28 protein-coding genes are annotated in these 25,361 nt (G+C 50.2%); 16 read left to right on the top strand and 12 right to left on the bottom strand.

The window, feature by feature from the left end:
• The first annotated feature begins 1 nt into the window (after position 1).
• Positions 2-676: a response regulator transcription factor gene (locus tag KNP77_RS09710; protein ID WP_131470297.1), complete on the top strand. Its 675-nt coding sequence runs from the start codon at positions 2-4 to the stop codon at positions 674-676.
• A complete protein-coding gene (locus KNP77_RS09705; RefSeq protein ID WP_214890430.1) occupies positions 673-1,980 on the top strand; it encodes a HAMP domain-containing sensor histidine kinase in 1,308 nt (435 codons plus the stop codon). The genes KNP77_RS09710 and KNP77_RS09705 overlap by 4 nt, the downstream gene beginning before the upstream one ends.
• 3 nt (positions 1,981-1,983) lie before the next feature.
• Here KNP77_RS09705 and KNP77_RS09700 read toward each other — a convergent pair whose 3' ends face one another.
• On the bottom strand, positions 1,984-2,601 hold the full coding sequence (locus KNP77_RS09700; RefSeq protein ID WP_035386467.1) for a TetR/AcrR family transcriptional regulator: 618 nt from the start codon (positions 2,599-2,601) through the stop codon (positions 1,984-1,986).
• Between the two features lie 168 nt (positions 2,602-2,769).
• Between KNP77_RS09700 and KNP77_RS09695 the strand changes: the two genes are divergently transcribed.
• Together KNP77_RS09695 and KNP77_RS09690 are read left to right on the top strand one after the other, a co-directional pair.
• The gene (locus KNP77_RS09695) at positions 2,770-3,498 is read left to right on the top strand and encodes an ABC transporter ATP-binding protein (RefSeq protein WP_131468172.1); all 729 of its coding nucleotides are present in this window, start codon (positions 2,770-2,772) and stop codon (positions 3,496-3,498) included.
• A complete protein-coding gene (locus KNP77_RS09690) occupies positions 3,491-4,504 on the top strand; it encodes an ABC transporter permease (protein WP_131490725.1) in 1,014 nt (337 codons plus the stop codon). Before KNP77_RS09695 ends, KNP77_RS09690 begins: the two co-directional genes overlap by 8 nt.
• A gap of 38 nt (positions 4,505-4,542) precedes the next feature.
• Here the strand turns inward: KNP77_RS09690 and KNP77_RS09685 are convergent, their stop codons facing one another.
• Together KNP77_RS09685 and KNP77_RS09680 are read right to left on the bottom strand one after the other, a co-directional pair.
• Positions 4,543-6,042, bottom strand: a complete 1,500-nt coding sequence (locus KNP77_RS09685) for a phytoene desaturase family protein (RefSeq protein ID WP_214890427.1) — start codon at positions 6,040-6,042, stop codon at positions 4,543-4,545.
• A gap of 228 nt (positions 6,043-6,270) precedes the next feature.
• Positions 6,271-6,750 (bottom strand): DedA family protein, encoded by a 480-nt coding sequence (locus tag KNP77_RS09680; protein ID WP_214890424.1) that lies wholly within the window; start codon positions 6,748-6,750, stop codon positions 6,271-6,273.
• Between the two features lie 270 nt (positions 6,751-7,020).
• Here KNP77_RS09680 and KNP77_RS09675 point away from each other — a divergent pair, with 270 nt between their 5' ends.
• Both KNP77_RS09675 and KNP77_RS09670 read left to right on the top strand, forming a co-directional pair.
• Positions 7,021-7,713 carry a response regulator transcription factor gene (locus tag KNP77_RS09675; protein WP_071398959.1) on the top strand — a complete coding sequence of 231 codons (693 nt, stop codon included), beginning with the start codon at positions 7,021-7,023 and terminating at the stop codon, positions 7,711-7,713.
• The gene (locus KNP77_RS09670; RefSeq protein ID WP_214890421.1) at positions 7,710-8,783 is read left to right on the top strand and encodes a HAMP domain-containing sensor histidine kinase; all 1,074 of its coding nucleotides are present in this window, start codon (positions 7,710-7,712) and stop codon (positions 8,781-8,783) included. The genes KNP77_RS09675 and KNP77_RS09670 overlap by 4 nt, the downstream gene beginning before the upstream one ends.
• A gap of 28 nt (positions 8,784-8,811) precedes the next feature.
• Here the strand turns inward: KNP77_RS09670 and KNP77_RS09665 are convergent, their stop codons facing one another.
• Positions 8,812-9,432, bottom strand: a complete 621-nt coding sequence (locus tag KNP77_RS09665) for an SAM-dependent methyltransferase (RefSeq protein WP_214890418.1) — start codon at positions 9,430-9,432, stop codon at positions 8,812-8,814.
• A gap of 213 nt (positions 9,433-9,645) precedes the next feature.
• Complete coding sequence (locus KNP77_RS09660; protein WP_251139018.1) at positions 9,646-10,125, bottom strand: glucosaminidase domain-containing protein; 480 nt, start codon at positions 10,123-10,125, stop codon at positions 9,646-9,648.
• Between the two features lie 271 nt (positions 10,126-10,396).
• Between KNP77_RS09660 and KNP77_RS09655 the strand changes: the two genes are divergently transcribed.
• Together KNP77_RS09655 and KNP77_RS09650 are read left to right on the top strand one after the other, a co-directional pair.
• Positions 10,397-10,846 (top strand): hypothetical protein, encoded by a 450-nt coding sequence (locus KNP77_RS09655; RefSeq protein WP_214890412.1) that lies wholly within the window; start codon positions 10,397-10,399, stop codon positions 10,844-10,846.
• A gap of 14 nt (positions 10,847-10,860) precedes the next feature.
• Positions 10,861-11,505, top strand: coding sequence for a plasmid pRiA4b ORF-3 family protein (locus KNP77_RS09650; protein ID WP_214890409.1), 645 nt, complete (start codon positions 10,861-10,863; stop codon positions 11,503-11,505).
• 48 nt (positions 11,506-11,553) lie between these two features.
• Here the strand turns inward: KNP77_RS09650 and KNP77_RS09645 are convergent, their stop codons facing one another.
• Positions 11,554-13,047: a DHA2 family efflux MFS transporter permease subunit gene (locus tag KNP77_RS09645; RefSeq protein ID WP_214890405.1), complete on the bottom strand. Its 1,494-nt coding sequence runs from the start codon at positions 13,045-13,047 to the stop codon at positions 11,554-11,556.
• 154 nt (positions 13,048-13,201) lie between these two features.
• Here KNP77_RS09645 and KNP77_RS09640 point away from each other — a divergent pair, with 154 nt between their 5' ends.
• From KNP77_RS09640 to KNP77_RS09605, 8 genes are all read left to right on the top strand, one after another.
• A complete protein-coding gene (locus KNP77_RS09640; RefSeq protein WP_131466250.1) occupies positions 13,202-14,074 on the top strand; it encodes a TetR/AcrR family transcriptional regulator in 873 nt (290 codons plus the stop codon).
• Between the two features lie 146 nt (positions 14,075-14,220).
• Positions 14,221-15,234, top strand: coding sequence for a LacI family DNA-binding transcriptional regulator (locus tag KNP77_RS09635; RefSeq protein ID WP_070329079.1), 1,014 nt, complete (start codon positions 14,221-14,223; stop codon positions 15,232-15,234).
• Between the two features lie 197 nt (positions 15,235-15,431).
• Positions 15,432-16,745, top strand: coding sequence for an ABC transporter substrate-binding protein (locus KNP77_RS09630; RefSeq protein WP_251139017.1), 1,314 nt, complete (start codon positions 15,432-15,434; stop codon positions 16,743-16,745).
• Between the two features lie 62 nt (positions 16,746-16,807).
• Positions 16,808-17,707, top strand: coding sequence for a carbohydrate ABC transporter permease (locus tag KNP77_RS09625; protein ID WP_016510553.1), 900 nt, complete (start codon positions 16,808-16,810; stop codon positions 17,705-17,707).
• Positions 17,708-17,710: 3 nt separating this feature from the next.
• The gene (locus KNP77_RS09620) at positions 17,711-18,637 is read left to right on the top strand and encodes a carbohydrate ABC transporter permease (RefSeq protein ID WP_173647386.1); all 927 of its coding nucleotides are present in this window, start codon (positions 17,711-17,713) and stop codon (positions 18,635-18,637) included.
• Between the two features lie 24 nt (positions 18,638-18,661).
• Complete coding sequence (locus KNP77_RS09615; protein WP_214890399.1) at positions 18,662-20,014, top strand: GH1 family beta-glucosidase; 1,353 nt, start codon at positions 18,662-18,664, stop codon at positions 20,012-20,014.
• 98 nt (positions 20,015-20,112) lie between these two features.
• Positions 20,113-20,616 (top strand): hypothetical protein, encoded by a 504-nt coding sequence (locus KNP77_RS09610; RefSeq protein WP_214890396.1) that lies wholly within the window; start codon positions 20,113-20,115, stop codon positions 20,614-20,616.
• The gene (locus KNP77_RS09605; RefSeq protein ID WP_214890393.1) at positions 20,616-21,071 is read left to right on the top strand and encodes a WapI family immunity protein; all 456 of its coding nucleotides are present in this window, start codon (positions 20,616-20,618) and stop codon (positions 21,069-21,071) included. Before KNP77_RS09610 ends, KNP77_RS09605 begins: the two co-directional genes overlap by 1 nt.
• An 80-nt stretch (positions 21,072-21,151) precedes the next feature.
• On the opposite strand, the gene KNP77_RS09600 is transcribed toward KNP77_RS09605, so the two are convergent.
• The 6 genes from KNP77_RS09600 to KNP77_RS09575 all read right to left on the bottom strand — a co-directional run bounded on the left by KNP77_RS09600 (position 21,152) and on the right by KNP77_RS09575 (position 25,225).
• Entirely contained in the window at positions 21,152-21,334 is a 183-nt protein-coding gene (locus KNP77_RS09600) for a hypothetical protein (RefSeq protein WP_214890390.1), read from the bottom strand.
• Between the two features lie 171 nt (positions 21,335-21,505).
• Positions 21,506-21,685: a hypothetical protein gene (locus KNP77_RS09595; protein ID WP_214890388.1), complete on the bottom strand. Its 180-nt coding sequence runs from the start codon at positions 21,683-21,685 to the stop codon at positions 21,506-21,508.
• Positions 21,686-21,810: 125 nt separating this feature from the next.
• Positions 21,811-23,139 (bottom strand): PTS sugar transporter subunit IIC, encoded by a 1,329-nt coding sequence (locus KNP77_RS09590; RefSeq protein WP_214890386.1) that lies wholly within the window; start codon positions 23,137-23,139, stop codon positions 21,811-21,813.
• 11 nt (positions 23,140-23,150) lie between these two features.
• The gene (locus KNP77_RS09585) at positions 23,151-24,557 is read right to left on the bottom strand and encodes a GH1 family beta-glucosidase (RefSeq protein ID WP_070329087.1); all 1,407 of its coding nucleotides are present in this window, start codon (positions 24,555-24,557) and stop codon (positions 23,151-23,153) included.
• A 15-nt stretch (positions 24,558-24,572) separates the two neighbouring features.
• Positions 24,573-24,881 (bottom strand): PTS sugar transporter subunit IIB, encoded by a 309-nt coding sequence (locus KNP77_RS09580; RefSeq protein WP_070329088.1) that lies wholly within the window; start codon positions 24,879-24,881, stop codon positions 24,573-24,575.
• Positions 24,878-25,225 (bottom strand): PTS lactose/cellobiose transporter subunit IIA, encoded by a 348-nt coding sequence (locus tag KNP77_RS09575; protein WP_016510548.1) that lies wholly within the window; start codon positions 25,223-25,225, stop codon positions 24,878-24,880. Before KNP77_RS09575 ends, KNP77_RS09580 begins: the two co-directional genes overlap by 4 nt.
• Positions 25,226-25,361: the final 136 nt, after the last annotated feature.

The following is a 25,361-nucleotide window of genomic DNA, read 5'->3' as shown; positions in this document are numbered from 1 at the left end:
TATGGTCACGCTATTGCTTGTCGAAGATGATCCGGCACTCGGAGGTCTTCTGTTTGAATATTTGACGACAGCGGGCTACCGCGTGCTGTGGGCCGTTGACGGAGAGGAGGCGCTACATCTGCTCGATCAGCAACCGATCGACGTCATCGTGACCGACATTATGATGCCGCGTCTCGATGGTCGAGCGTTGACCGAGCAACTGCGGGGCGCAGGTTACACGCTCCCGATTCTCATGTTGACCGCGCTCGAGACGTTGCCTGATAAGAAGAAAGGCTTCCGGGCCGGGGCCGACGACTATCTCGTCAAGCCGGTCGATCTAGAAGAACTCGAGCTCCGTATCGAGGCGATGCTACGACGAGCCAATATATATCGAGACCACCAGATTCAACTGAACGATTGCGTGTTAGACGAAACGTCACTGACGGTTATCACCCCGGTCGAGACAATCGAGGTGCCGAAGAAAGAGTTTGAGTTGCTGTATCATTTGGCGACGCATCTTAATCAAGTGTTCACGCGACAACAGTTGCTCGATCGCATATGGGGCTATGAAACGGAAAGTGACGTCCGTACGATCGACGTCCATGTTAACCGTCTCCGGAGTCGATTGAAGCATGTCGACGCGTTTCAAATCAGTACTGTCTGGGGACTTGGGTACCGTTTGGAGTTGAAGTCATGAAGCGATTCTTCAGCTCAATTTACGGACGTTTCCTGACCATCTTCTTCGGGCTGTTGCTCATTCCGATTTTACTGACGCTGACGCTCTTCTTGACGTTCCAAATGAACGCGTTGACGTCGCAAGTCGAGACGATGCTCGTTGAACGGGCCGAGAGCATGCTGACGGCTTCTGAGCGTTATAAACTAGGAGCCGATGAGGTCATCAACTTGTTTTCCGAGCGGACGCTTGTTGTCGAGACCGACCGCTACGCGGCCACAAATTGGTCAGTCGCGGAGCGCGCGCGTCTTGAACGAGGCGACGTGCTGACCGTAAGCGACGAGCGATTGCCTGCCGTCACGCTTTTAATCGATCGGACTGTCGTGACGTTGACCCCGAACGCGGACGAGAATCCGGTCTCGATTTTCCGTGATTTATCGTTCCAGACGTTGCTGCTCACGGCACTCGTCTCGAGCGTGCTTGTCTTGTTCGCGGTCCGGCTCATGACGAGACGGATCGACCGGGTGACCGAGGCGGCAAGTAAAGTCGCTTCTGGTGATTTGACGGTACGGGTACATGACGGCGGGGACGATGAGATCGGCAAGTTGGCGAGTCAGTTCAATCAGATGACCGAGACGTTGGCGACGAACGAGTCTAAAAACGAGGAATTGACGGCGATCATGGCGCATGAATTCAAGACGCCGGTCGCCTCGATCCTCGGCTACGCGACGCTATTGAAACGGGCTGACGTACCGACGGAAAAACGAGTCAACTATGCGACAATGATCGAACAGGAAGGCAAGCGGCTGTCGCGGTTGTCACGTGACTTGCTGCGCCTTGCCAAGTTGGATCACTCGGTCGTCGGATTAGACGTCAGCCGCTTCTCGCTCAGTGAACAGATGCGGGAAAGTATCTTATCGTTTGAACGAGAGTCGAGTCGCAAACGGTTGAACCTGATCGCTGAGCTTGATGAAGTCGAGATGGTCGGCGATGCCGGACTGCTGCACCAAGTGTGGATCAACCTGATCCAAAATGCGATGACCCACTCTTATGACGGCGGCACGATCCGCATCAAGCTCATGCAAACGGCGGAATCGATTGTTTGCGAGATCACGGATGACGGGGAGGGCATGACCCCGGAAGAAGTGAGCCGTATGTACGAGCGATTCTATCAGGCCGACCCTTCGAGACATCAAGGCGGGTCAGGACTCGGTATGGCGATCGTTCAAAAAATCGTCACGTTGCACGGTGGTCATGTAGACGTCACGAGCGAATTGAAGTCAGGGACGACGGTGCGTGTGACGCTTCCCGATCAAAAAGACAGGTAGCTGCTACCTGTCTTTTTGTCTGTCCGGCTTCAACCCGCCCGCGACGAGCGGTCCTTCAAACGTGATCGTATAGATGATGCGTGCGATATCTTCTACCGTTTCAGTTCGGTCATTATAGAGCCACTCATAAATGACGCCCATATGTGCCGACGAGATATAGGAGACTAAATAATCGGGCGGGACGAGCGACTGCGTCTCGTCGAACAATACGGTCGGGGAACGGTGAAACAGCGCCGTGTACATGTAGGCGCGGAGTCTCGCCTGGAACTGCGGGTCGCCGTTCGGACCGAGGAGCGGTTTCATCAAAATCTTATTTTGCTCGATGAAACGGATGAACGGGACGAGCAACTGATGGGGAGCGGAGCCTTGCTGATTGCCAAAGACGTTCGGCAAATTTTTGATGAGTTTTGTTTCGGCCTCATGAAATATCGTTTCAATCGATTTCTCCATGAGATCGTACTTATCCACATAGTGGCTGTAAAACGTCCCACGATTGATGCCGGCGCGTTCCGTGAGTGCCTTCACCGTGACCGCTTCAAATCCTTGTTCTTCAATCAATTCGAGCAACGCCTGTTTGATCAACTGCTTCGTCCGGACGACCCGTAAGTCTGTCTGTTCCATATTTTTTCTCCTTTATCCAACACATTGTCGCCGTCTGTCGGAAAAACGACACTGTGACCGAGATTGATGATTGTTGGCCGTTCGAGCGCGGACTATACTGAACGTATAAACCAACACGGTGTCTTTTAGTCCAGTGTACACGAGGCAGACATCGGGAGGGAGTCCAATATGAATATTCAACTGAACGACGTCAGTAAATCGTTCGGTGACCAACTGGCCATCGATCATATCGGCTTCACGATCAACTCGGGAGACATTTGTTGTCTCTTAGGACCGTCTGGGTCGGGGAAGACGACGCTCATCCGTTTGATGATCGGCGCATTGGCGGCAGACAAAGGATCGATTCGAGTCGGCGAGACGGTGATGCCGAACATGAACATGCTTCATAAGATCGGGTTCATGCCGCAAAACGATGGACTGTACGACGATTTGTCGGGTGAGGCGAACCTCGAGTTTTTCGGCTCGATCTATAAGCTCGGCAAGGCGGCGCTCAAACAGCGCATCGACGACGTGCTCGCCCTCGTCGACTTGTCGGCTGACCGGAGAAAGCTCGTCCGTAACTATTCGGGCGGGATGAAGAAACGGTTGTCGCTCGCCATCGCCATCCTCCATCAACCGGACGTCTTGTTTTTAGACGAGCCGACGGTCGGGATCGACCCGATTTTGCGCCGCCAGATTTGGGATCAGTTTCAAACGATTCGAGCCGGTGGGACGACGATCATCGTCTCGACCCACGTCATGGACGAGGTGCTCGAATGTGACCGGGCCGCGCTCATCTACAACGGGCGCTTGATCGCCTATGACACGGTGACGCACTTGCTCGAGCAGACCGAGAACGGCCGTGTCGAGGAACTGTTCCTCATTGCCGGACGAGAGGAGGCGAAGCGCGATGCGTAACTTGGCGAAACGGGTCATCTTTCAGACGTTGAACGACAAGCGGAGCGTCGCCTTGATTTTGATTGCCCCGCTCCTCATCCTCACACTCGTCTACTTCTTACTCGGCGACTCGGATTACGTGCCGGTCGTCGTGCTTGATGAGGCCGCCCAGCAGCAGCTTATCGACGCGTTCGAAGCCGAGACGCTCGACGTGCGACTCGATACGGTCGAGGAGCCGGTTGCTTATTTGGAAGACAATAAAGACGTCGATGCCGTCTTCGAAGCGGGACAGGCGGGTACCATGATCACGTTGCGCGAACCGTCGACGAAATCGTCGAAAGCGGTGCGTGAGATCCAAGCGGCGTTGTCGGCGCTCAATCCGGCGGCCGACATCGAGATGAATTACGTATATGGAGAAGAAGGACAGTCGACGTTCGATTCATTCGGCTACGTGTTCTTGTCACTGTTCTCATTCTTCTTCGTCTTCATCCTGTCGGCGATGGCGCTCGTCAAAGAGCGGAGCGGGGGCACGCTCGAACGGCTGCTCATGACCCCGATCAAACGCGGACAAGTCATTTTAGGGTATACGCTCGGCTATGGCGTCTTCGCGGTCGTGCAGTCCGTCTTCATCGTGCTCTATACGATTTACGTGCTCGGGCTGACGTCGCTCGGGAACATCGGTTGGGTATTTCTTGTGATGATTTTAATGGCCGGGACGGCCGTTTTGTTCGGGGCGACGATTTCGGTGTTCGCCCGTTCGGAGCTCCAAGTCGTCCAAATGATCCCGTTCACGATCATCCCGCAAGTGTTCTTCTCAGGACTGATCCCGCTCGACTTGATTCCGTACGGGCTCGGCAATTTGAGCTACGCCATGCCGATCTTCTACGGAGCGACGGCGATCAAAGAAGTGATGGTGTACGGGAGCGGTTTCGCCGGGATCTGGGGGTATGTGCTCGGTTTAATCGTTTACGCAGGTGTGCTTTATTTATTGAATATGCGGGCGCTCGGGAAGTATCGCGGTCACTAAAAAAAGGATTCGAGCGTGGGCTCGAATCCTTTTTATGATCAGTTTTTAACGCCGTCACGCTTCGCGATCTTGTCGCTCACTTGTTGACCGCTCAGTGTCACCATCGGCATGCCACCGCCAGGGTTCACGGTGCCGCCGACGAAATACAGATTGTTGTACAGCTCGCTTTGCTTCTTATGCTTGAAGCCGCCGTTCCGTTTTTTATCCGCGACGGTGCCGTAAATCGCGCCCCGGTCCGATCCATACGTGCGTTCGATGTCATGAGGCGTCCAGACGTCGCGCGTCACCGTGTTGTCTCGTAACCCGTCCAAGCCCATGCGTTCGAGCTTATCGAGGACGCGTTCTTCAAACGCCGCATACTCTTCTGGTGTGAACGGTTCGTCTTGGATGTACGGGATGTGCGGCAGAATTTTAATGTTCTCATGTCCTTCCGGCGCCTGTGTCGGGTCGGTCTTATTGACGTTCACCAAATAGATGGTCGGGTCGTCCGGTAGCTCGTGTTTCTCGAAGATCTTATCCATCTGTTCGTGCAAGTTCTCGGAGAAGAAGAAGTTGTGGTGTCCTAAGGCCGGATACTCTTTTTTGACGCCGAGGTGAATCACGAAGCCAGAACTCGCCGGTTCATACTTTTTCACGAGCTTGTCGACATAGTCTTCATCCGCATCGACCATCTTTTGATAGAACGGGATGACTTCCATGTTGGAGACGAAGTAATCGGCTGACCGAAGTCGGCCGTCCTCGAGCTCGATGGCGGTGATCTTCTCGTTGATCGTATGGGCGCGGACGACACCTTGCCCCGTATGGATTTGGACGCCGATCTCCTCGGCGAGTTTCGTCAATCCTTCGGCCAATTTGTGCGTACCGCCTTCGACGTACCAGCAACCTTGAGCGTACTGCATATAAATCATCATGTTGAGCACGGCCGGGGCGCTGTAAGGCGACGAACCGACGTATTTGACATAGTAGGAGAGCATCGTCCGTAAATGCGGGTTGTTGATTCGTTTCGAGATCCCATCGTACATCGTCGACGTCAAGTCAAATCCGAACAACGTCGAAAACAGGCCGGTCTTCGCCACCGCTTCTAGCGGTGATTCAAACCCTTCCTTCAAGTAACTCTTCTCGGTCGTATGGTAGATGCGCTCGGCATAGTCCAATAGTGCCCGATACTCTTCCATGTCTTTATGTGACAGCGTCGGATTGGCGCGCTCCATCACGTCGAGGTCGTGATATAAATCTAATACCGTGCCATCCGGGAAGAACGAGCGCCACTCGAGATCGAGACGTTTGATCGGCACGTAGTCCGCCATCCGCTTGCAGCTACCCGTGAATAACTTTTCAAAGATTTGCGGCATCGTTAAAATCGACGGACCGAGGTCGAAGCCGAACCCGTTTTGCTCGAGTCGATTCACTTTCCCGCCGATATGGCCGTTCTTTTCATATAAGGAAACCTCATACCCTTGTTGAGCGAGAGAAATGGCCGCTGACAAGCCGCCAAGTCCTCCCCCGATTACAATCACAGACTTGTTCACGTTGTTCATATACCGTGTCGCCTTCCTTCCAACATCTATTTTGCATACATTCAGCTTTTAAGTACTTTGCCGTCGGTCGACAGATTCCCTGCCTTGACGAGGAGGGGAAGATGCAATTCTGCACATTCAACATATAAACCGTTGGCATTCGATTCTTCTCCGTATACATACCCGTTTGGATACGTTTGGAATCTGAATGTATGAAGTGAGTGAAGGCAGACGACATGTTCGGAGGCGTTACAGGGACATGACCCAATCTTTAGCTTGTTGGAAAATCGGGACGCGTTCAGCTAGTTGAATCACGGTGAACCATGCGCCGGTATAGCCAAGTGCGGATAAGACGTTATAAAACGTATACGTTCGAAACGACAACGAGGTGAATCCGGCGACATAGTGAATCGGGTGGCGCAAACCAGGAATAAAGTAGGAGACAAGAATGACGCGTGCTCCGTATCGTGCATACAGCGCCTCGGCCCGTTTTAAATAACGCGAATCACGTTTTGAAGTTGGGATGAATCGATTCAATCCGCGGCCAATCAAATAAAACCAACTAAAGGCAAACGTGAAGACCATCCAAGTGGATATGAACACGATCCATTCGGGGGCTGTCGTCACGGCTGTAATCGTCAAATGGGTGATCATCAAGACGTCATCGGACAACGGGGTAAACATGATGCCGATTGCGAGCATCACGTATTGTGTAAGTATTGTTTCCAATCGAGTCACTCCTTCTAACGTCTAGTATGGAGTGATAAGCGTAAGAAGTGTTTAGCAGAGTCTTAAGAAATGTTAAGAAGTTCAACAGAATGAGTTGTGATGCGCTCGATACACTTGATGTACGCAACATAACGAAAACGTGAATCTACATGCTTTTGCTGTTTCAGAGGCGAAAGTGTATGAGAAATGTAAAAGATGCTACGCTAGTTGAATAAGATGAATTCAAAGTTCGTCTGTCAACACGTAGTGCACGAAGTGAGGGGGAAGAGAATGCGTCCACAACCGACAATTCTGATTGCCGATGACGATGAGGCGATCCGCGAGTTGCTCGCCATTTATTTAAAAAATGAAGGATACGCCTTGCGATTTGCAAAGACGGGTCAAGAAGTACTTGACGTCGTCGCACACGAAGCCATCGATTTACTCATCCTTGATTGGATGATGCCCGTCATGGACGGCATCGAGGCCTGTATTGAAATTCGCAAGACGCAGTTCATGCCAATCCTCATGCTGACGGCAAAGACGAGCGATTTGGATCTGATGCAAGGCATCTCGATTGGTGCGGACGATTACATGAAGAAACCGTTCAATCCGCTCGAGGTGACACTTCGCGTGAAGTCGCTACTTCGACGCTACCGGGACTACGGTGCTGACCAGTCGGCCCAGTCCGGCGTGCTCATTTTTGATGACGTCACACTCGATATTCAAACAAGACAATGCACGAAAGGGGACACCTCGATTCGGCTGACACCGAAAGAGTTTGATATTCTCGCCTACTTCATGCGCCATCCGAACCAAGTGCTGACGGTCGAACAGATTTATGAGGCGGTTTGGGGAGAAGACGCGTTTGAGGTCGACAATACGGTCATGGTCCATATCACGAAAATTCGCGAGAAGATTGAAGAGACGCCGCGGAAACCTTCGTACATTAAAACGGTATGGGGCGTGGGGTACCGCCTATGAAAAAGCGACAGTGGGACCGATTACTCGTTAAATTAATCGGGATTATCCTAATCAATGCGCTTGTCGCCACGATTGCGTTTTTAATCATGGGCTATTCGATTAGCTTGTATTATATTCAGAACGAGACCACGCCTGATCCGTTGATTTATAATCTTGCTTTCTTAAGCGTGACATTTATTACAATTATCATTTTTGTGATTGGCTTTTCATTGATGACGCGAAAGACACTGCAAAAAATCACGGATTTATCAAACGAGATTGAACAAATCGCAAACGGAGATCTTGGACGAACCGTTGAAGTGACGGGGCGAGATGAACTCGCTACGCTTGCAGAGAGCGTTAATCAAATGTCGAGGCAGTTGCATCAATTGTTCGAGAAAGAACGGTCGCATGAGGAAGAACGAAATCAACTGTTCTCTAACTTGTCCCATGATTTACGCACCCCGCTGACGAGCGTTCGCGGTTATGTCCAATTGCTACAAACAGAACGGGAATGGACAAATCAAGAGCAAAGTCATTTCAACGTATTACATGAAAAAACGGCACAGCTCGAACATCTTCTCGATCAACTGATGGATGTGAATCGGTTGTATTCCGCACAAGTGACGTTATCGAAACATCGCTTGAACATCAGCTTGTTGACGAGCCAATTGGTACACGAATTACAACCGTTGTTTGCTGAAAAGGGATACCGTTTAACCGTGAACATCCAACCGGACGTCTACGTGGAAGCTGACCAAGAGCAGCTCATCCGTGTCTTTCAAAATTTGATGTCGAATGCGTTAAAATATGCGACAGCTGAAAATCCGATTGAACTGACACTCGTCCAACAGGAAGCAGTGGTTGAGTGGCAACTCTGTAACGGGACGGCACAACAGACGATCGATGCGATGGATCAATTGTTCGACCGGACATACCGTGTCGATGCATCACGAGGTGAGACACCAGGCGACGGGCTCGGGTTATCGATCGCACGTCAAATCATGTTGCTTCATGAGGGGACGCTCACGGTGCATTCACCGGAAGCAGGACGCATTTGTTTTCGGGCGTGCTTTGCGCTTCGTATGTAAACAGTTGTCAATAGACACAAACACCGAATCAGCTTTCGCTAGATTCGGTGTTTGTGCGTTTTTGACCGATGTATTGAATGATTGCGGATGTACCTTGATGAAGTATTCCTTCGTGTCGTTCCACAACACCTTCAAACAAGCGGCACGTGTTGAGTGAGCCAGTGAAGGTAGAGAAATCATGCGCTGTGTATAAGAGAGTCTTTTCTTTTGGTCCGCCCGTCCCATAAGCGAGTTGCTCTTCACTATACACTTCTGTCACGAAGTAGCCTCCTGGCTTTAATGCCCGCTCGATCCCGGTAAAGACGGCCGTTTTCACTTCTTTCGGGAAATGACCGTAGATACATAAAACGACATCGTAAGCCTGTTCAGGCCAGTTCGCTTCAGCCAAATCGACGAGACGGGTCTGCAGCGTCACGCCGCGACGTTCGGCCAAACGTGTGGCTTTGTCTAACCCGACTTGCGAATAGTCCCACATTTCGACGTGGAGTCCTTGCTCCGCGAGCCAAACGGCGTTTCTGCCTTCTCCTTCGGCGATCGCGAGAATGGTCATTCCTTTTTTGAACAAGTGCGCTTGTTGCTTCACGAACTCATTTGGTTCTTCTCCATAGACATACTCATCTGTATCAAAACGTTGATCCCAAGTTGACATGTGATGTTCCTCCTTATCGACGGTCGAGCCGGCATGCGATCTCGTCTCTTCATTTTACTCGATGAACAAAAAAAGCATCCGAGCAGATGCTCTGAATGCTTGTTAGCGTTTAAGTAGCAAGACGACGCCCGTTACGAGAAGCGTGAGTCCGCTGAATAACCGTACTTGATTGCAAGTCACTATCGTTCACCCCTATAAGTCATGATCGTTCGTTCATTTTTTGGCGACCCGGATTTGGGTCCGTTCCATCTCTTTATAGATAGAGAGAATCTCGGTGCCGTAGTTGCCTTTTGGCTGCATCGCCCATTTGCGATGTAGCGCCGGCCAAGTTGTCGCAGAGCCTCGCTTCACATAATGGAAGCGCGGGTCGACGCGGGTCGAATTTAACGCTTCTTTAGAAGCATATGCTTTCAAATGTTGAATCTGTGCCGTCACGCCTTGGTGCGGGGAGCGGAAGAAATGGCCTTTGACACCTTTGCCGACTGTACCGATCCCTGAGTAATTGTGCTGCTTCGGAAGGACATCCCCGCCGTAGCGGAAGTAACCTGTCTCTTTCAATGCTTGGGCAAAGGCGACGTCCCCGCGGACGCCTTCTTTTGCGCCGATGATGACGAACAGTTTGGCGAGCTCTTCGACTGTCACGCCATGAAGGCGGACGGTTCTAGGATTTTTCGCTTTCACGTAGTCTGCCATCTGTTGAGGAGTTAAAGTCGATGCTCCCATAATAGCACGATTCTCTTTCTTTGGCGCGGCTTCGGCCGATGTTTCGAAGGTGAAGCATGAAGTTAAAATAAAGATCATAGCTAAGCCAAAAGCGAGCACTTTTTTCATCAAGACATCCTCCGATTCGATTGAATAAACTATACAGATAATACCATATTATTCAGAGTCACAATCATTAATTTTAGCTAAAAAGGGAACATAATCCAAATTTGCGTCGTAGATTAGAATTGAGGTGAGGGGAATGGATAAACAAGCACGTGCCATAGCGCTAAAACGGCATCAACAGAAACGAAATCGTTCTCAAATTAGTCTCGCTCTAATACTCGTTTTGACGTTTATACTCGCATATCAAATCGGACAGTTTTATATCGGGCTCGGAATTGGGGTTATCTTGTCTATCGTTGTGACGGGATGGCTCCATTATAAGGAGAGTCAGTTCGCGCGGAGTATGGCGCCTGAGGCGAACGTCAAGCGATTGATTGGTCGGCAGTACATATGGACATTTTTGTTCATGATGTTACCAAGTTTGATTTTATTTGTCATGGTTCTATTAGGTCGCCCGCTCCTAGGCTTATTTTTTATAGTTGCAGTCGCAGGTCAGTATGTGGTGCAGTGGTATTATGAGCAACAAATTCGGTTGCTTGACCCGGAGCAACCGAGACGGGCAGATGTTCGAGAACAATCGATTTAGAGAGGCGGTACCACATGTTTACAGCATATCAATTCCAAATTAAATTGCTAGGGAGTCCGACCCCTGTATGGCGCCGGTTCATCATCCCGGCGGAGACGAATTTCAAACGGCTTCATGACGCGATTCAACTCGTCATGTGGTGGGAAGATTCACATTTGGCAAAATTCGAGGACGATTTACGTAACCCGACGTTCCGCTTCGTGTTAAATCCTGAAGAAGTGTATGAACACAAAGATCGTCTCGCGTATTTAAAGGCTCAGTCAAAGCTGAGCGAATTTGAAACGAACCTATTGGAACGGTTCAAGCAAGTAACGGTCCGGGACATGAAAAACGTGAAGCTCCCGAGTATCATCGAGTCCGATCAAACACTCTACTACACGTACGACTATGGGGACGATTGGCAACATGAACTGATTCTGGAGAAAGTCATCGCCGATTATCCGCACCCGCATCCGATGGTGACGGAGTGGGAGGGCGAGACGCCGTTCGAGGATATCGGTGGCATGACTGGAAACATACACCTGCAAGAGATTTTAAATGATCCGAACCATCCGCAACATGAAGAAATGATTGAGTTAGGAAAAGAAGTTGAGCCGTATGAAGTCGATCGCATCAACTTTTTGTTGAAAGAGTATGTGACGGTGAAGCGAGTGAAATAGCACGCAAAGAAAGCCGTCCTGTGAGAACAGGGCGGCTTTTCGTATAACTTAATTCGCTTTTTTGAGCTCTTGCTCTTCTTCCTTGAAATCGAGTTTTCGAACATCGACCCGTTTCACGAAAAATGCTAATACAAGCGCAAGTAAGTTCATCGCGAGCGCAACATAAAACGATACTTGAATCCCTGACAGTAGCGCTTGCTGCGTCATCGCACCCATTGCGCTTTCAGTGAGTGTCGACGGGTCGACGCCGGTCATAAGTGACTCGGCTTCAGTCCGTGTTACCGAGTTCATAATCGTCACCAAAACAGCCGTCCCAATCGCGCCGGACACTTGTTGAGCCGTGTTGTTGATGGCCGTACCGTGCGGGTTAAGGTGTGTCGGCAACTGATTGAGACCGTTAGTCATGATGGGCATCATGACCATCGACATCCCGAACATGCGAAGCGTGTACGTCGTGACGATGTACGTATACGTCGAGTCTAGCTGGACGTTCGCAAGCATATATGTCGAAATCGCCGTAATCGTGAGACCGGTGATGGAGAGTAACTTCGGTCCGAACTTATCGAACAGTTTCCCCGTGATCGGTGACATGATCCCCATGATGATGGCACCTGGCAACAGCATCAGTCCTGAGTCGAGCGGCGAGATGCCGCGGACGCTTTGAACGTAAGCAGGCGTCAAAATCATCCCGGAGAACATGGCGACCGCGTTAACCATCGCGATGATCGACGCGAGTGCGAACATCGGATATTTATACGCCCGTAAGTCGAGGAGCGGTTTTTCCATATTGAGCTGGCGGACGACGAACGCGATCAACGCGACGAGACCAACAATCATCGTCGTCAAGACGATCGGGTTATCCCAACCGTCCGAACTGGCCGAACTGACGCCGTATAAAATTCCGCCAAAGCCGAGCGTCGATAAGACGAGCGACAAGTAGTCGAGCGATTGGTCTTTGTTTTGAACCATGACGTTCTCGGCTTTCCAAACGGCAAGTCCAAGCCCGATGATCGCGAGCGGGAGAATCATCTCAAACAAGACACGCCAGTCATAATATTCGACGATATAGCCCGACAATGTTGGACCGATCGCTGGTGCCGTGATCATGACGAGCCCGAAGATTCCCATCGCCGTTCCGCGCTTCTCACGCGGGAAACTGACGAGCATGACGTTCATCAAGAGCGGTCCCATCGTCGAGGCACCGACCGCTTGAATCATCCGCCCTGAGAGCAACCAGCCGAACGTTGGAGAGAAGGCGGCAATCGCCGTCCCGAGGGCGAAAATCGCCATCGAGGTGATGAAGAGCGCTCGGTTTGAGAAGCGGGTGATCAAGTAGGCCGATGCTGGGACGAGGACGCCCGTAACAAGCATAAAGCCGGTCGCGAGCCATTGAACGGTCGAGTAGTCGGCGATGTCCAAATCGACCATGATCGATGGGAGCGCGACGTTAAGTAATGAGTTGTTCAAGAAGGCGATGAACGCCCCGACGAACAAGACCGCGAGCATGAGGTACGGCGGTTTCTTTTGGAATTCTGGTTTCATTTAGACTTCTCCTTTATTTTCTAAATAGTTATATACTAGTAAGTGTCGATGAAATGATTTTATACCCACCGTATAAATAAATCAACAATTTTGTACCGGTAGTTCAAAATGCTATACTTAGGATACAAACCAAACAGAACGGAGTAATCAGTATATGAAAGATAAGAAACGAAAAGTCGCGGACGTCGCCATGACGTTGTTCATCGAGAATGGGGTACAACAGACATCCGTCCAAGAAATCATCGAGCGAGCCAACATCTCGAAAGGGACGTTTTATAATTATTTCGCCTCGAAAACGGACTGTGTCGCCAACATCCTTGAGAACTTGCGCTATGACGCCGGCCAGCGTCGCATTGAGATGCAGATGGGGCGGGACAAGCGCGATAAAGACGTCTTTATCGAGCAGATCTCGATTCTCATTCAGTTAAATGAGGAACGTAATCTGTACGCCTTGTTCGAGTCGATCATGTCGGCGAACGAGCCTGAATTGAAAAAACTCGTCTTGCAGCATCGCGTCTATGAGATCGAGTGGCTCGCGATGCGCCTGACGGAAATTATCGGCGAACCGATTCGTCCGTATTCAATCGAGTTGACGATTCTATTCAACGGGATGTTGCAACACGTGCTGTTCACGCTGCGCATCACGAACACGGCTTACTCGATCCAGAAACTTATCCGTAACTTGTACGAGTACGTCGAGCTGATGGCAGCACGGATGGTCGAGACCGGTGAACATATTTTGAACCCGGTCACGGTCGATCAAATGCGGGGGACGACGGATAAAAACTTGGTCACGAAAGAAGAGTTGGTCGAGATGGCAGAGCGGATCCAAAAGCATGTTGTGATGACGGAAGAACAAGGGGATTTATTTGAGGCGATCACGTATGAACTAGATCAAGATCGGCTTCGGAAGATTGTTCTTGAACAGTTGCTGAAACCATTTCAACGTCTATTTAAAGGCGTGACCGGAGAGACAGAAGTTCAAAAATTTACGAATCTCGTTTGGTTGTATACACGGACACATTGACGACAAAAACTTTCCTGTTACAGTTATATAGAAGAAAGACGTCACAAAAATAAATCTCAAAATATTCCACGAAAAAGAATTGATTCCTACAAATTCATGCGCTACAATCAAGTTACCGAAAGCGCTTTCGGGAAGAGGAGACTGACATGGGTACGATCTATGATTTAGCAAAGAAAACCGGCTTTTCGATCACGACCGTCTCTAAAGCGTTGAACAACTACAAGGACGTAAACGAAAAGACGAGAGCCAAAATTTTAAAAGCTGCCGCCGAGATGGACTATCTGCCGAACGCGCACGCCCAGTCGTTATCGACGAAGAAGTCGTGGGCGATCGGAGTCATGTTCTCGGAAGCGAACGAAGTCGGGATGAAACACCCGTTCTTCAACGGAATCATTGAGAGTTTCCGTCACGCGACAGAGGAACAAGGCTACGATTTGATGTTTGCCTCAAGGAACCTCCGCAACCGTGACATGAGTTATCTCGAACACTTCAAACACCGCGCCGTTGACGGCATCGTCGTCATCTGCTCGGACCGGATGGATGAGCAAGTTCAAGAACTCATGCAAAGCGACATCCCGATCGTCGTCGTCGATATGGACAGCGCGGATTGTAGCGTCGTCTATTCGGACAATATCGCGGGTGCACGTCTAGCCGTGAACCACTTGTACGAGCTCGGTCATCGCAAGATCGCACATATCGCCGGTGACAGAACGATTGACGCCGGTGCGACCCGAATCAAAGGGTACGAGCTCGCCATGCAGGCACTCGATCTTCCAATTGAACCAGGTTATTTGATCAACGCCGGATTCTTTTCAGTCGAAGAAGGTAAACAAGCGATGGAGAAGCTTCTCCAGCTCGAAGCCCCTCCGACCGCAGTATTCGTCGCGGGTGACCAGATGGCGATTGGTGCGATTGAAGCCGTCCATGAGCACGGTCTCCGGGTACCGGAAGACATCTCGATCATCGGTTACGATGACATCGACATGATCAAGTACATCACGCCGAAGCTGACGACGATTCGTCAAGATACGGACGAGATCGGCGAAGCAGCGGCCGAGTTGTTGATTGAACAGATGACCGCTAAAGAACGACTCACAGAACGTCGCGTCATTCCGGTCAAATTGATCGAACGCTTGTCATGCGCACCGGTCAAAAAGTAAAGTAGTCCCGATGATATTTCGAAGTCGCTCTCTCCCCTTTAACCGGATAGAGGGAAGAGCGCGATTTCGAAAGTCATTCCCAAAAAATCGAAATCGCTTTCGATATTTTATTTCGACATTTTCGAAAGCGCTTTCGACAAATTATTACCTCTTCTTGCAAACGCTTTCTAAAAAACATTAAAAGGATGGGTTCACACATGCGTAAAAAATTAGTCAGCTTACTTTCAATCGGAGCACTATCAGTCGGCGTCTTGGGCGCGTGCTCAAACGACGAAGAAACTTCAGGTTCTGAAACAGCTTCTAAAGACGACGTTCTAAAAGTTTGGTCGTTCACGGATGAGCTCAAAGAACCAATCAAAACGTACGAAGAGCGCAACGGAGTCAAAGTAGAATTGACAATCGTTCCAATCGCCGACTATCCGACAAAACTCAAGCCAGCACTTGAAAGCGGCGTTGGGGCACCAGACGTATTCACTGGGGAAATCGCGTTCCTTAAGCAATGGGTTGACGCAGGATACTGGGAAAACCTTTCAGACGAGCCATACAACGTCAATGAAATCGCGGACGACTACATCCCATACGTCTTTGACCTTGGTAAAGATCAAGAAGGCAACGTGCGCGCCCTTTCATGGCAAACGACTCCAGGTGGTGTCTACTACAAACGTAGCCTAGCGAAAGAAGTGCTCGGTACGGATGATCCGACTGAAATCGGAAACATGATGAGCTCGATGGACGGCGTCTTCGAAGTTGCTGAGAAGATGAAGCAAAAAGGCTATCGTATGTTCCCAGATGAAGGCGCAATCCGTTGGTTCTCACAAGGCGCAAACCCTGAAGCATGGGTAAACGACAAGAACGAACTCGTCTTGACACAAGACAAGATCGACTACATGGACTACGCGAAAGAGCTTCGTGAGAAACAATACACGGCACTCGCTCCAGAATGGTCACCATCTTGGTTCGAAGGTATGTCTAAACCGATCAAAGTTAAAGAAGGCGGCAAAGAAGTCGAAACACAAGTCTTCTCATACGTCCTCCCAACATGGGGTCTCCACAGCGTCTTGAAAGACAGCGCGAAAGATTCAGCCGGTGACTGGGCAGTCACGAACGGTCCAAGCCCGTACTTCTGGGGCGGCACATGGCTCGGAGTTTACGAAGGATCGAAAAACAAAGAAGCAGCATACGACTTCGTTAAACTCATGACGCAAGACGAAGAGTTCTTGACAGGTTGGGCTGAAGAGACTGGTGACGTTCTTTCTTACAAACCGGTCACAGATAAGATCAAAGACGATTTCAGCGACGAGTTCCTCGGCGGACAGAACAACTACGAGTTCTTCCTCGACCAAGCTGATGAAATCACACCAGGGATTGTAACGAAATACGACCAACAGCTCGACACACTCTACGGCGCGTCTGTCCTCCAATACGTTGAAGGCAAGAAGTCGAAAGACGAAGCAATCGCAGAGTTCAAAAAACAAGCGAAGAACGCTTACCCAGACATTACAGTTGACTGAAGCAAGCTAACCCGTGGGGGGATTTCCCCCCTTAAGGGTTGCTATGGAAGGAGTAACACGACGTGAAAAAACTTGACCGTTACGGCTATGCGTTTATTGCCCCATTTTGGGTCGTCTTTTTGACATTCAGTATCTACCCGGTCTTCTTGACCCTGTACTACAGTTTCACCAACTATACCGGCAGTCCGGGTGAAGAGGTCGTCGGTTTCGCGAACTACGCGCGTTTGTTGACAGACACATACTTCATCGAGGCGTTCGTCAATACGATTAAGATTTGGGGAATAAACTTTGTCTTGCAAATCGGTCTCGCACTGGCTCTCGCGCTCTTGTTCTCAGATCTTCGTTTGAAATTGAAGGGCCTCGCGTTCTTCCGTTCATTCTTCTACCTTCCTAACTTGATCACGATCAGTTCGGTCGCACTCTTGTTTGGAATCTTGCTTGACTGGCAGCACGGATCACTCAACATGATGCTCTTGAAACTCGGCATTATCTCAGACCCAATCAATTGGTTATCGCAACCGGTGACGGCACAACTGTCCGTCTCACTCATTTTGACATGGATGTGGTTCGGTCACTCGTTCATCATCGTCATGGCCGGTGTGTCGGGGATTTCGCAAGACTTCTTCGAAGCTGCCCATATCGATGGCGCGAACCGTTGGCAGATGTTCACGAACGTCACGGTGCCACTGCTTAAACCGATTCTCTTGTATATCATGATCACATCGCTCATCGGTGGCCTTCAACTGTTCGACCTTCCGCTCTTGTTGACGGATGGAGTCGGTGCGCCAGATGGATCACTGAACACGATGGTGCTTTACTTGTACAACCAAGCATTCAAGTATAACAACTACGGCTATGCATCAGCGGTTGCTTACGGCTTGTTCTTGATCACGCTCGTCTTCTCGGCGGTCGTCTTCAAAGGCATGTTCCGTAAAGAGCGCGCTGCGCAGAAGGGAGCATAACCAATGGAACAAAATGCAGAATCACGGCGTATGCTCGCCGACAGCGAAGTACAGCCGCCGCGCGAGGAGAAACCTCTCCGCGTGGAGCCGCCAAAAAACAAGGTCAAAAAGAAACGGTTTAGCCGTGGCTTGATCTATACAGGCTTGGTCATCTTGACGATTATCTGTTTCATCCCGTTCCTCATGATGCTCGTCAACGCGACACGGACGAACGGAGAGATCATGACCGGTTTCTCGCTCATCCCAGGGACATCACTGCTCGATAACTATGCGATCTTGAGCGACTACATCAACATTTGGACCGGATTTAAAAACAGTTTGATTGTTGCAGTGCTCGTGACGTTACTCTCGGGTTACTTCTCGGCCATGACTGCGTTCGGATTTTCGTTCTATGAATTCAAAGGAAAAAATGTGATGTTCATCTTCATGCTCGTCATGATGATGGTCCCGGGACAACTCGGACTTATCGGTTTCTACGAGATCAGCAAGACGCTCGGGATTCTCGATTCGTTCATCCCGCTCATCATACCGTCGATCGCGAGTCCGTTCGTCGTCTTCTTCATCCGCCAGTACACGCAAGCGACGCTGCATGTCAGTATGATCGAAGCAGCGCGGATCGATGGAGCGAGCGAGCTTCGCATCTTCCATACGATCGCGCTTCCGATGATGATGCCAGCTGTTGCGACGATGTCGATCTTCACGTTCATCGGCTCGTGGAACAACTACTTGATGCCGCTCGTGCTCTTGTTCTCACCAGAGAAGTACACGTTGCCGGTACTCATGGGCTTCTTGAAAGGTTCGCAAGTCGCCGAAAACCTCGGCGCCCTTTACCTCGGTATCGCGATTTCAGTCGTGCCGATCATGATCGCCTTCTTGTTCTTGTCGAAATACATCGTCAGCAGTATCTCGGCTGGTGCGGTCAAAGAATAACTAGACAGAAAAGAGGAATTGACTATGCAGTTTAACAAAGACTTCGTCTTCGGAACGGCAACTTCGTCTTATCAGATCGAAGGCGCCCACAACGAAGGCGGGCGTACGCCGTCGATCTGGGACATGTTCTGTGACATCGACGGACGTGTGTTCGAAAAGCATAACGGTGACGTCGCTTGCGACCATTACCACCGTTATGAAGAAGACATTCAGCACATCAAAAAGCTCGGCGTTGACACATATCGCTTCTCGATCGCCTGGCCACGCATCTTCCCGGCCAAAGGTGAGTTCAACCCGGCCGGTATGGAATTCTACAAGACGCTTGCGACGCGTCTCCGTGAAGAAGGCATCAAGCCGGCTGTCACGCTCTACCATTGGGACCTCCCGATGTGGGCCCATGAAGCAGGCGGCTGGGTGAACCGCGACTCGGTCGACTGGTTCCTCGAGTACGCGAAAGTGTGTTTCGATGAGCTCGACGGCATCGTCGACTCATGGATCACGCACAACGAACCATGGTGTGCCGGCTTCCTCGGCTACCATGCCGGTGTTCACGCACCGGGACATCGTGACATGAACGAAGCGGTCCGCGCCGTGCACCACATGTTGCTGTCACACGGTAAAGCAGTTGAATTGCTCAAGAACGACATGAAGTCGACGACACCGATCGGCATCACGCTCAACTTATCACCGGTCTACGCGAAGACGGACTCGGCGAACGACAAACTCGCTCAGAACAACTCGGACGGGTACTCGAATCGTTGGTTCCTCGATCCGGTCTTCAAAGGCCAGTATCCGGTCGACATGATGAACTTGTTCTCGAAATACGTGCACACGTACGACTTCATCAAACCAGGTGACATGGAGACAATCTCGACAGAGTGCGATTTCTTTGGCATCAACTTCTACAGTCGCGGACTCGTCGAGTTCAGCGCAGCGAACGACTTCATGACAGTCGCCGCTTACTCCGATTACGACAAGACGGGCATGGGCTGGGATATCGCCCCGAACGAATTCAAAGACCTGATCCGTCGCTTACGTAACGAGTACACAGATCTTCCAATCATCATCACAGAAAACGGCGCAGCGTATGACGACGTGCTTGAGAACGGTGAAGTCCATGACGATAAACGCATCGACTACGTCAAAAAGCACCTCACAGCCGTATCTGACTTGAACGACGAAGGCATGAACATCGCCGGATACTATCTCTGGTCGCTCATGGATAACTTCGAATGGAGCTTCGGTTACGAGAAGCGCTTCGGCATTCTCTACATCGACTTCGAGACGCAAGAGCGCGTCTGGAAAGATAGTGCGAAATGGTACGCCGGCGTCATCGAACAGCATAAAGCAGGTCACGCCGACAGCGTCGAAGCGTAACCAACAAAACAGCCAGTCCCTGCCGCTACGGGGATTGGCTGTTTTTGTGTGGAACTTATTCAAGGGGGGAACGTATGAAGTAGGGAGGAGGAGCGACGATGGCGTTGGACCGTAGAACGGATCAAGAGAGCGAACAGGATAAGACGACTTACGTGATGGCGGTGTCTTTGCTGTGCTGGTTCATTTACGGTTTGATCTACGGAATTATTTATTTCAATGTCCTCGTTATTTTCTTTGTGCTCTTTTCATCCTATTTTGGAGTGAAGGGTCTGATTGAACGATATAAACGGATTGAACGTGAACGAGAAGTTCGTAGTCTCGGTGTTGAAGTTGATTCAAAAGAGGGGGAGATGTTGATGAAACGCGAATATGCGACGTACGAAGTGACAGGCTATGATGACCAAGGCAAGATCAAATTCATTCATTTGAAGGAAGGCGAGTTCGTCTTGCCGGTCGAGATCAAAGGGGACGACTTGACGAAAATCAAAAAGATGATGGACCTGAATCCTGGGGTGATCGTCATCGTCCATGCGGCAATCGACCAGAAGCGAATGCGCCTCTTGGAGATTGACGGCTATTCGTTGCGGAAGGAAGAAAAGTAATGGCAATCACGAAACTGATGTCGCGCGACGAAACGATTGATGTGACGATTGAGAGCTATGCGTACGCCTATCCTGACGCCGACAACATTCAAGATGCAGCGTGGCATCAGAATTGGGTCGGGCTTCACACGCCGGACCACCGCATCACGTTCGATGACATCATGCTCGATAGTTTGCTCGTCGCGCACTACATACCAGTATTTGAGTCGTTCATAGCGGGTGACGTGCAGGAAGTCGTGTTCGAACCGACGGAACCGTTCGTCAGCTTGACGTTGACGAGACGGGACAAGGATGGGGACGAGGTGAGCGTGCGAGGTCAGCTGGAACACCCGCTCGAGGACGACGCAGAAGAGTTAAGTTTCGCGTTTGAGACGTCTATGTTGAACGTGGAACGTTTTCTAAAAGGCTTACGGGACATCGCGGATCAGTTCCCGGTTCGCATGGTGACGGAATAAGTAATTATACGTCAGGAAAGCCACGGCCAACAGAACAGTGACGTGATAAAAAAAACGCCGTGACAGTAAGTGTCATGGCGTTACGAATCGTGTTGTGATGTGTTGGCCCGATACTTGCCTAACGAATAGGCAGCGCACAGTAGGAAAATCGTATGTAGGCCAGCGCCGATCAGCATCGCATAAGGGAAGATAGACTTGAATCCAAGGCCTAAGGTGAGGGCGGCGCTCGATAAAATCATGAAGCTTGGTGTATAGTTTTTCAAATCAAATTTCTCCTTTCCTGTTTTGAATGGTTTGACGTTGCTTGCCCAAGTGATAGGCGGCAAACAATAGAAATAGCATGCCACTCAACATCGGATAGACGGATTGGATTACCAGACCGACAAGTCCTGATACGCCTGACAATAAACAGAAGAGGGCAGTATAGTTGAGTTTCATTGTTTATCAACTCGCTTAGGTAAGAAAAGGGAAATCAAGACTGTCACGATAGAGACTCCATAAAATATAGCTAAGATAACTCTAATGTCTTCTCTTGATAAGTAGATGCCGTTCACCATAGCAATCACTAAACCGGACGAAGGCAAAATAGCGATAGCAAATGCAATCCATTGCAACATTTTTCTCGTCATATAGATCCTTTCTAATCCCGTGTTATTGTCGAATGAGCAAACCACTTTCTTACTTGTTTCCCTAAATATAACAGCCCTTCTCATCGTTGAGAAGGGCTGTCGTTTTTTACTTAGGCTGATGCTTGGTCTGATTCTTCTTGTGCTTTCAACTCTTCACCGTACGAGACGCGATCTTGCATGCGGACGAACGGGAGGTAGACGGCTACGGCCATTGCAATCGTGACGATCTGCAAGAGCGCGGCACGCCATCCGCCGATTAAGAAACCAGAGATAATCGGTGGTGTTGTCCACGGCACCTGAAGTGCGTTGAACGGATCGACCCAGCCCCAAAGGATTGAGAAGTACACCATGAACGATGCGATTGCAGGTACGATGACGAACGGTACGAACATGATCGGGTTGAACACGATCGGCATCCCGAAGATGACCGGCTCGTTAATGTTGAACAAACTTGGTGCAAGCGAGAGCTTACCGAGCTGTTTCAAGTGAGCCGAACGGGCGACCATAAGCGTAGCGATGATGAATCCGATCGTGATTCCTGAACCACCGAGCTTCGTGAAGACGTCGAGGAACTGGATTGTAACGATTTTTGCGTTCTCACCGGCAACAAGTGTTTGGCCTGAGTCGATGAGCGCTTGGTTTTGAAGCGCGTTTGCTGTAAGGAGTGGCCCCATGATACCCATGATGATTGCGGCACCGTGAATTCCACACCACCACATGACTGACATGAGAACCATGATGATGACTGCTCCTGCGAGCGTGTCGGTCAGGTTTTGAAGTGGTGATTGAAGCACGTCATAGACGACTTCTGTGAACGTACGCTCTGCAACCGCTTGGAAGACAGCGAACGTCACAGCAGCAAGTGCGATGATCGCAAGACCAGGAACGAGTGCCGAGAATGAGTTCGAAACACCAGGTGGGACACCGTCAGGCATTTTAATGCTGATCCCGCGTTTGATGAATTGCGAATAAATGAATCCGACGACTAAACCGACGACGATGGCAGCGAGGACACCTTGTCCGCCTGTCCATACTTTCGGGATGACTCCGTTGACTGCTTCTCCTGATTCAGAGAGGACAGATGCTTGTGTGATGATCAAGAACGAGATGATTCCGAGGATACCAGCTGGTACGCCTTCGATTTTTTCGTTTTTGACGTACGAGTAGGCGATTCCGAATACCCCGATCAAAGCGAGGATGTCAAACGTCGCACCGACGACTTGCGTGAGTGGGAGCGTCCAATCGGCTCCGAACAATCCTGACATGAACTCGGCCCAACCTGGAATCGGTAACGCCAAGATCAGTAGGAACAGCGAACCGATGATCGTCATCGGCATTGTCAGGATGAACCCGTCCTTAATTGCAAGGACGGGCTTTGCGTTCGCAAATCGAACGAAACCTGGTGTGAACTTTTCAAATACTCTTTCTAAGCGGCTCATGGGGAACCTCCTTATAGGTTTTCAGCGCGCGTGGCGATGATGTCTTTGTACCAGTGGAACGATTTTTTCTTCTTGCGAGCGAGTCCGTTCGCGTGGTCAACGTAGATGAAGCCATACTGCTTCTTATATCCGTTGAGCCAGCTGAGAAGGTCGATTGCCGACCAAGCGTAGTAACCTGCGACGTTGACACCTTGTTCAACGGCGTGTTTCACAGCGCGTAAGTGGCCTTCGATGTATTCGATACGTGGGTCGTCGAGGATTTCGCCGTCAACGATTGGATCGACGTCGCCGAGACCGTTCTCGGTGATATAGATTTTCACGTTGCCGTAACGCTCCTTCAACATGTGCATGCCGTCAAGGAACGCTTCCGGTGAGATTTCCCATGCCCATTTCGTATATACCTTGTCATCCATCATGACTGTCTTGTAGACGCCGTCGAACGATGGGTTACCTGGGCGGCCTGTCGAGTTCTCACGACCACCGGCCATAACGAGCGCTGAGTCATTTTTCATGACGCGTTGCGGGCTGTAGTAGTTGAGACCGATGAAGTCGTTCATCGGCGCTGTACGCTTGAGAAGCTCGAGCTCTTCAGCTGTCATTTCAGGGAGAAGACCTTGCTCTTCAAGTCCTTTCACGACGTATTCTGGATATTCGCCTTTCAAGATCGGGTCATAGAACCAGTGCGTCGCATAAGCGTTCGCGTGCATTTCCGCAAATTTGTTCTCCTCGGCTTCATCGATGCTGAAGGCCGGGTTGAATACGTGCGTGATGCCGATTTCACCTTCGTAACCGTTTTGTTTGAACAACTCGACGGCACGGGCGTGTGCGACGAAAACGTGGTGTGTCGTTTGGAAGTAACCTTTGACATCGCCTTCAATACCTGGTGGGTGTGCCCCAGTCAAGTAGCCGAGCGAGCAGAAGATGACCGCTTCATTGAACGTGATCCAGTGACGGACACGGTCGCCAAACGATTGGAAACAAGTATCGGCGAAACGTACGAACGCGTCAACCGTAGCTGGATTTTTCCAGCCGCCTGTTTCTTCAAGCGCTTGCGGGAGGTCCCAGTGGTAGAGTGTCACGAACGGGACGATGTTGTGCTTCAAGCACTCGTCGATCAAGTTGTTGTAAAACTCAAGTCCTTTTTCGTTTACTTCCCCTGTGCCGTTCGGGAAGATACGCGGCCATGAGATTGAGAAGCGATATGATTCGAGTCCCATTTCGGCCATGAGCGCGATGTCTTCTTTATAACGATGGTAATGGTCGACTGCGACGTCGCCGTTCGTATCTTCAAATGTTTTTCCAGGAATTTTCGAGAAGACGTCCCAGTTTGAGAGTCCTTTCCCGTCCTCGTTCCATGCGCCTTCGACTTGGTAAGAAGCCGAAGCAGCGCCGAACAAGAAATCTTTTGGCATTTTCAAAGTGGTCACCTCAGTTTATTTATTTACAAGCTTAAGTGCGTGGTCTAATACTTTCGTTCCGTTCATCATGCCGTAGTCGACTGTGTTGATGACGTCGATTGGAACGCCTTTTGGCTCACAGATCTGTTTGCCTTTTGAAAGCAAGTACTTCACTTGTGGTCCGAGAAGAGCGACGTCGAGGTCGTTCACGTACGTTTCCATTTCTGATTCTGGGTAGGCTGCGATTTCTGCCTCGAGGCCACGTTCAGCGGCAACCGCTTTCATTTTTTCTACTAACATACTTGTTGACATACCTGCTGCGCAGAAGAGTCCGATTTTCATCATTTTTGATCCATTCCTTTCAATTGGTTGATTTCGTTTTGCATGTTCATCATGTAGCCGAGCATCTCTTTTACGAGGATCGTGTTCATCAAGTGGTCTTGCGCGTGCACCATGAGGACGCCGACTGTCGCCGTTTTCCCTTGTGCTTCGAGCGTGACGAATTTTGTTTGGATAGCGTGTGCTTCTTTCAACGTCGCGTCGCCAGCTTTAACCGCTTCAGCCGCTTCCTCTGGCTTGCCTTCTTGCATGAGGAGCATTGCGTGGTGGTAACTTGCTTTCGCGTCACCTGAGAGGGCGATTAAACCGAAGATGTCTTCGGGTGTAATTTCGATTGTTTCAGAAACCATAATATCTCTCCTTTTTTGTATGGATAACTAAGATTCGTAGGTACAAATTCTATAGTTTGATACTAGCACGACACCGCTTACATGTAAACCCTTTCTTTTTGAATAAAATGTGAACGAAAAAAACGCACGCGAGATC

Source organism: Exiguobacterium sp. s142, assembly GCF_018618455.1.
Classification (GTDB): domain Bacteria; phylum Bacillota; class Bacilli; order Exiguobacteriales; family Exiguobacteriaceae; genus Exiguobacterium; species Exiguobacterium aurantiacum_A.
The sequence above is the reverse complement of the archived record's forward strand: the minus strand, read 5'-3'. Positions and strand labels throughout refer to the sequence as shown.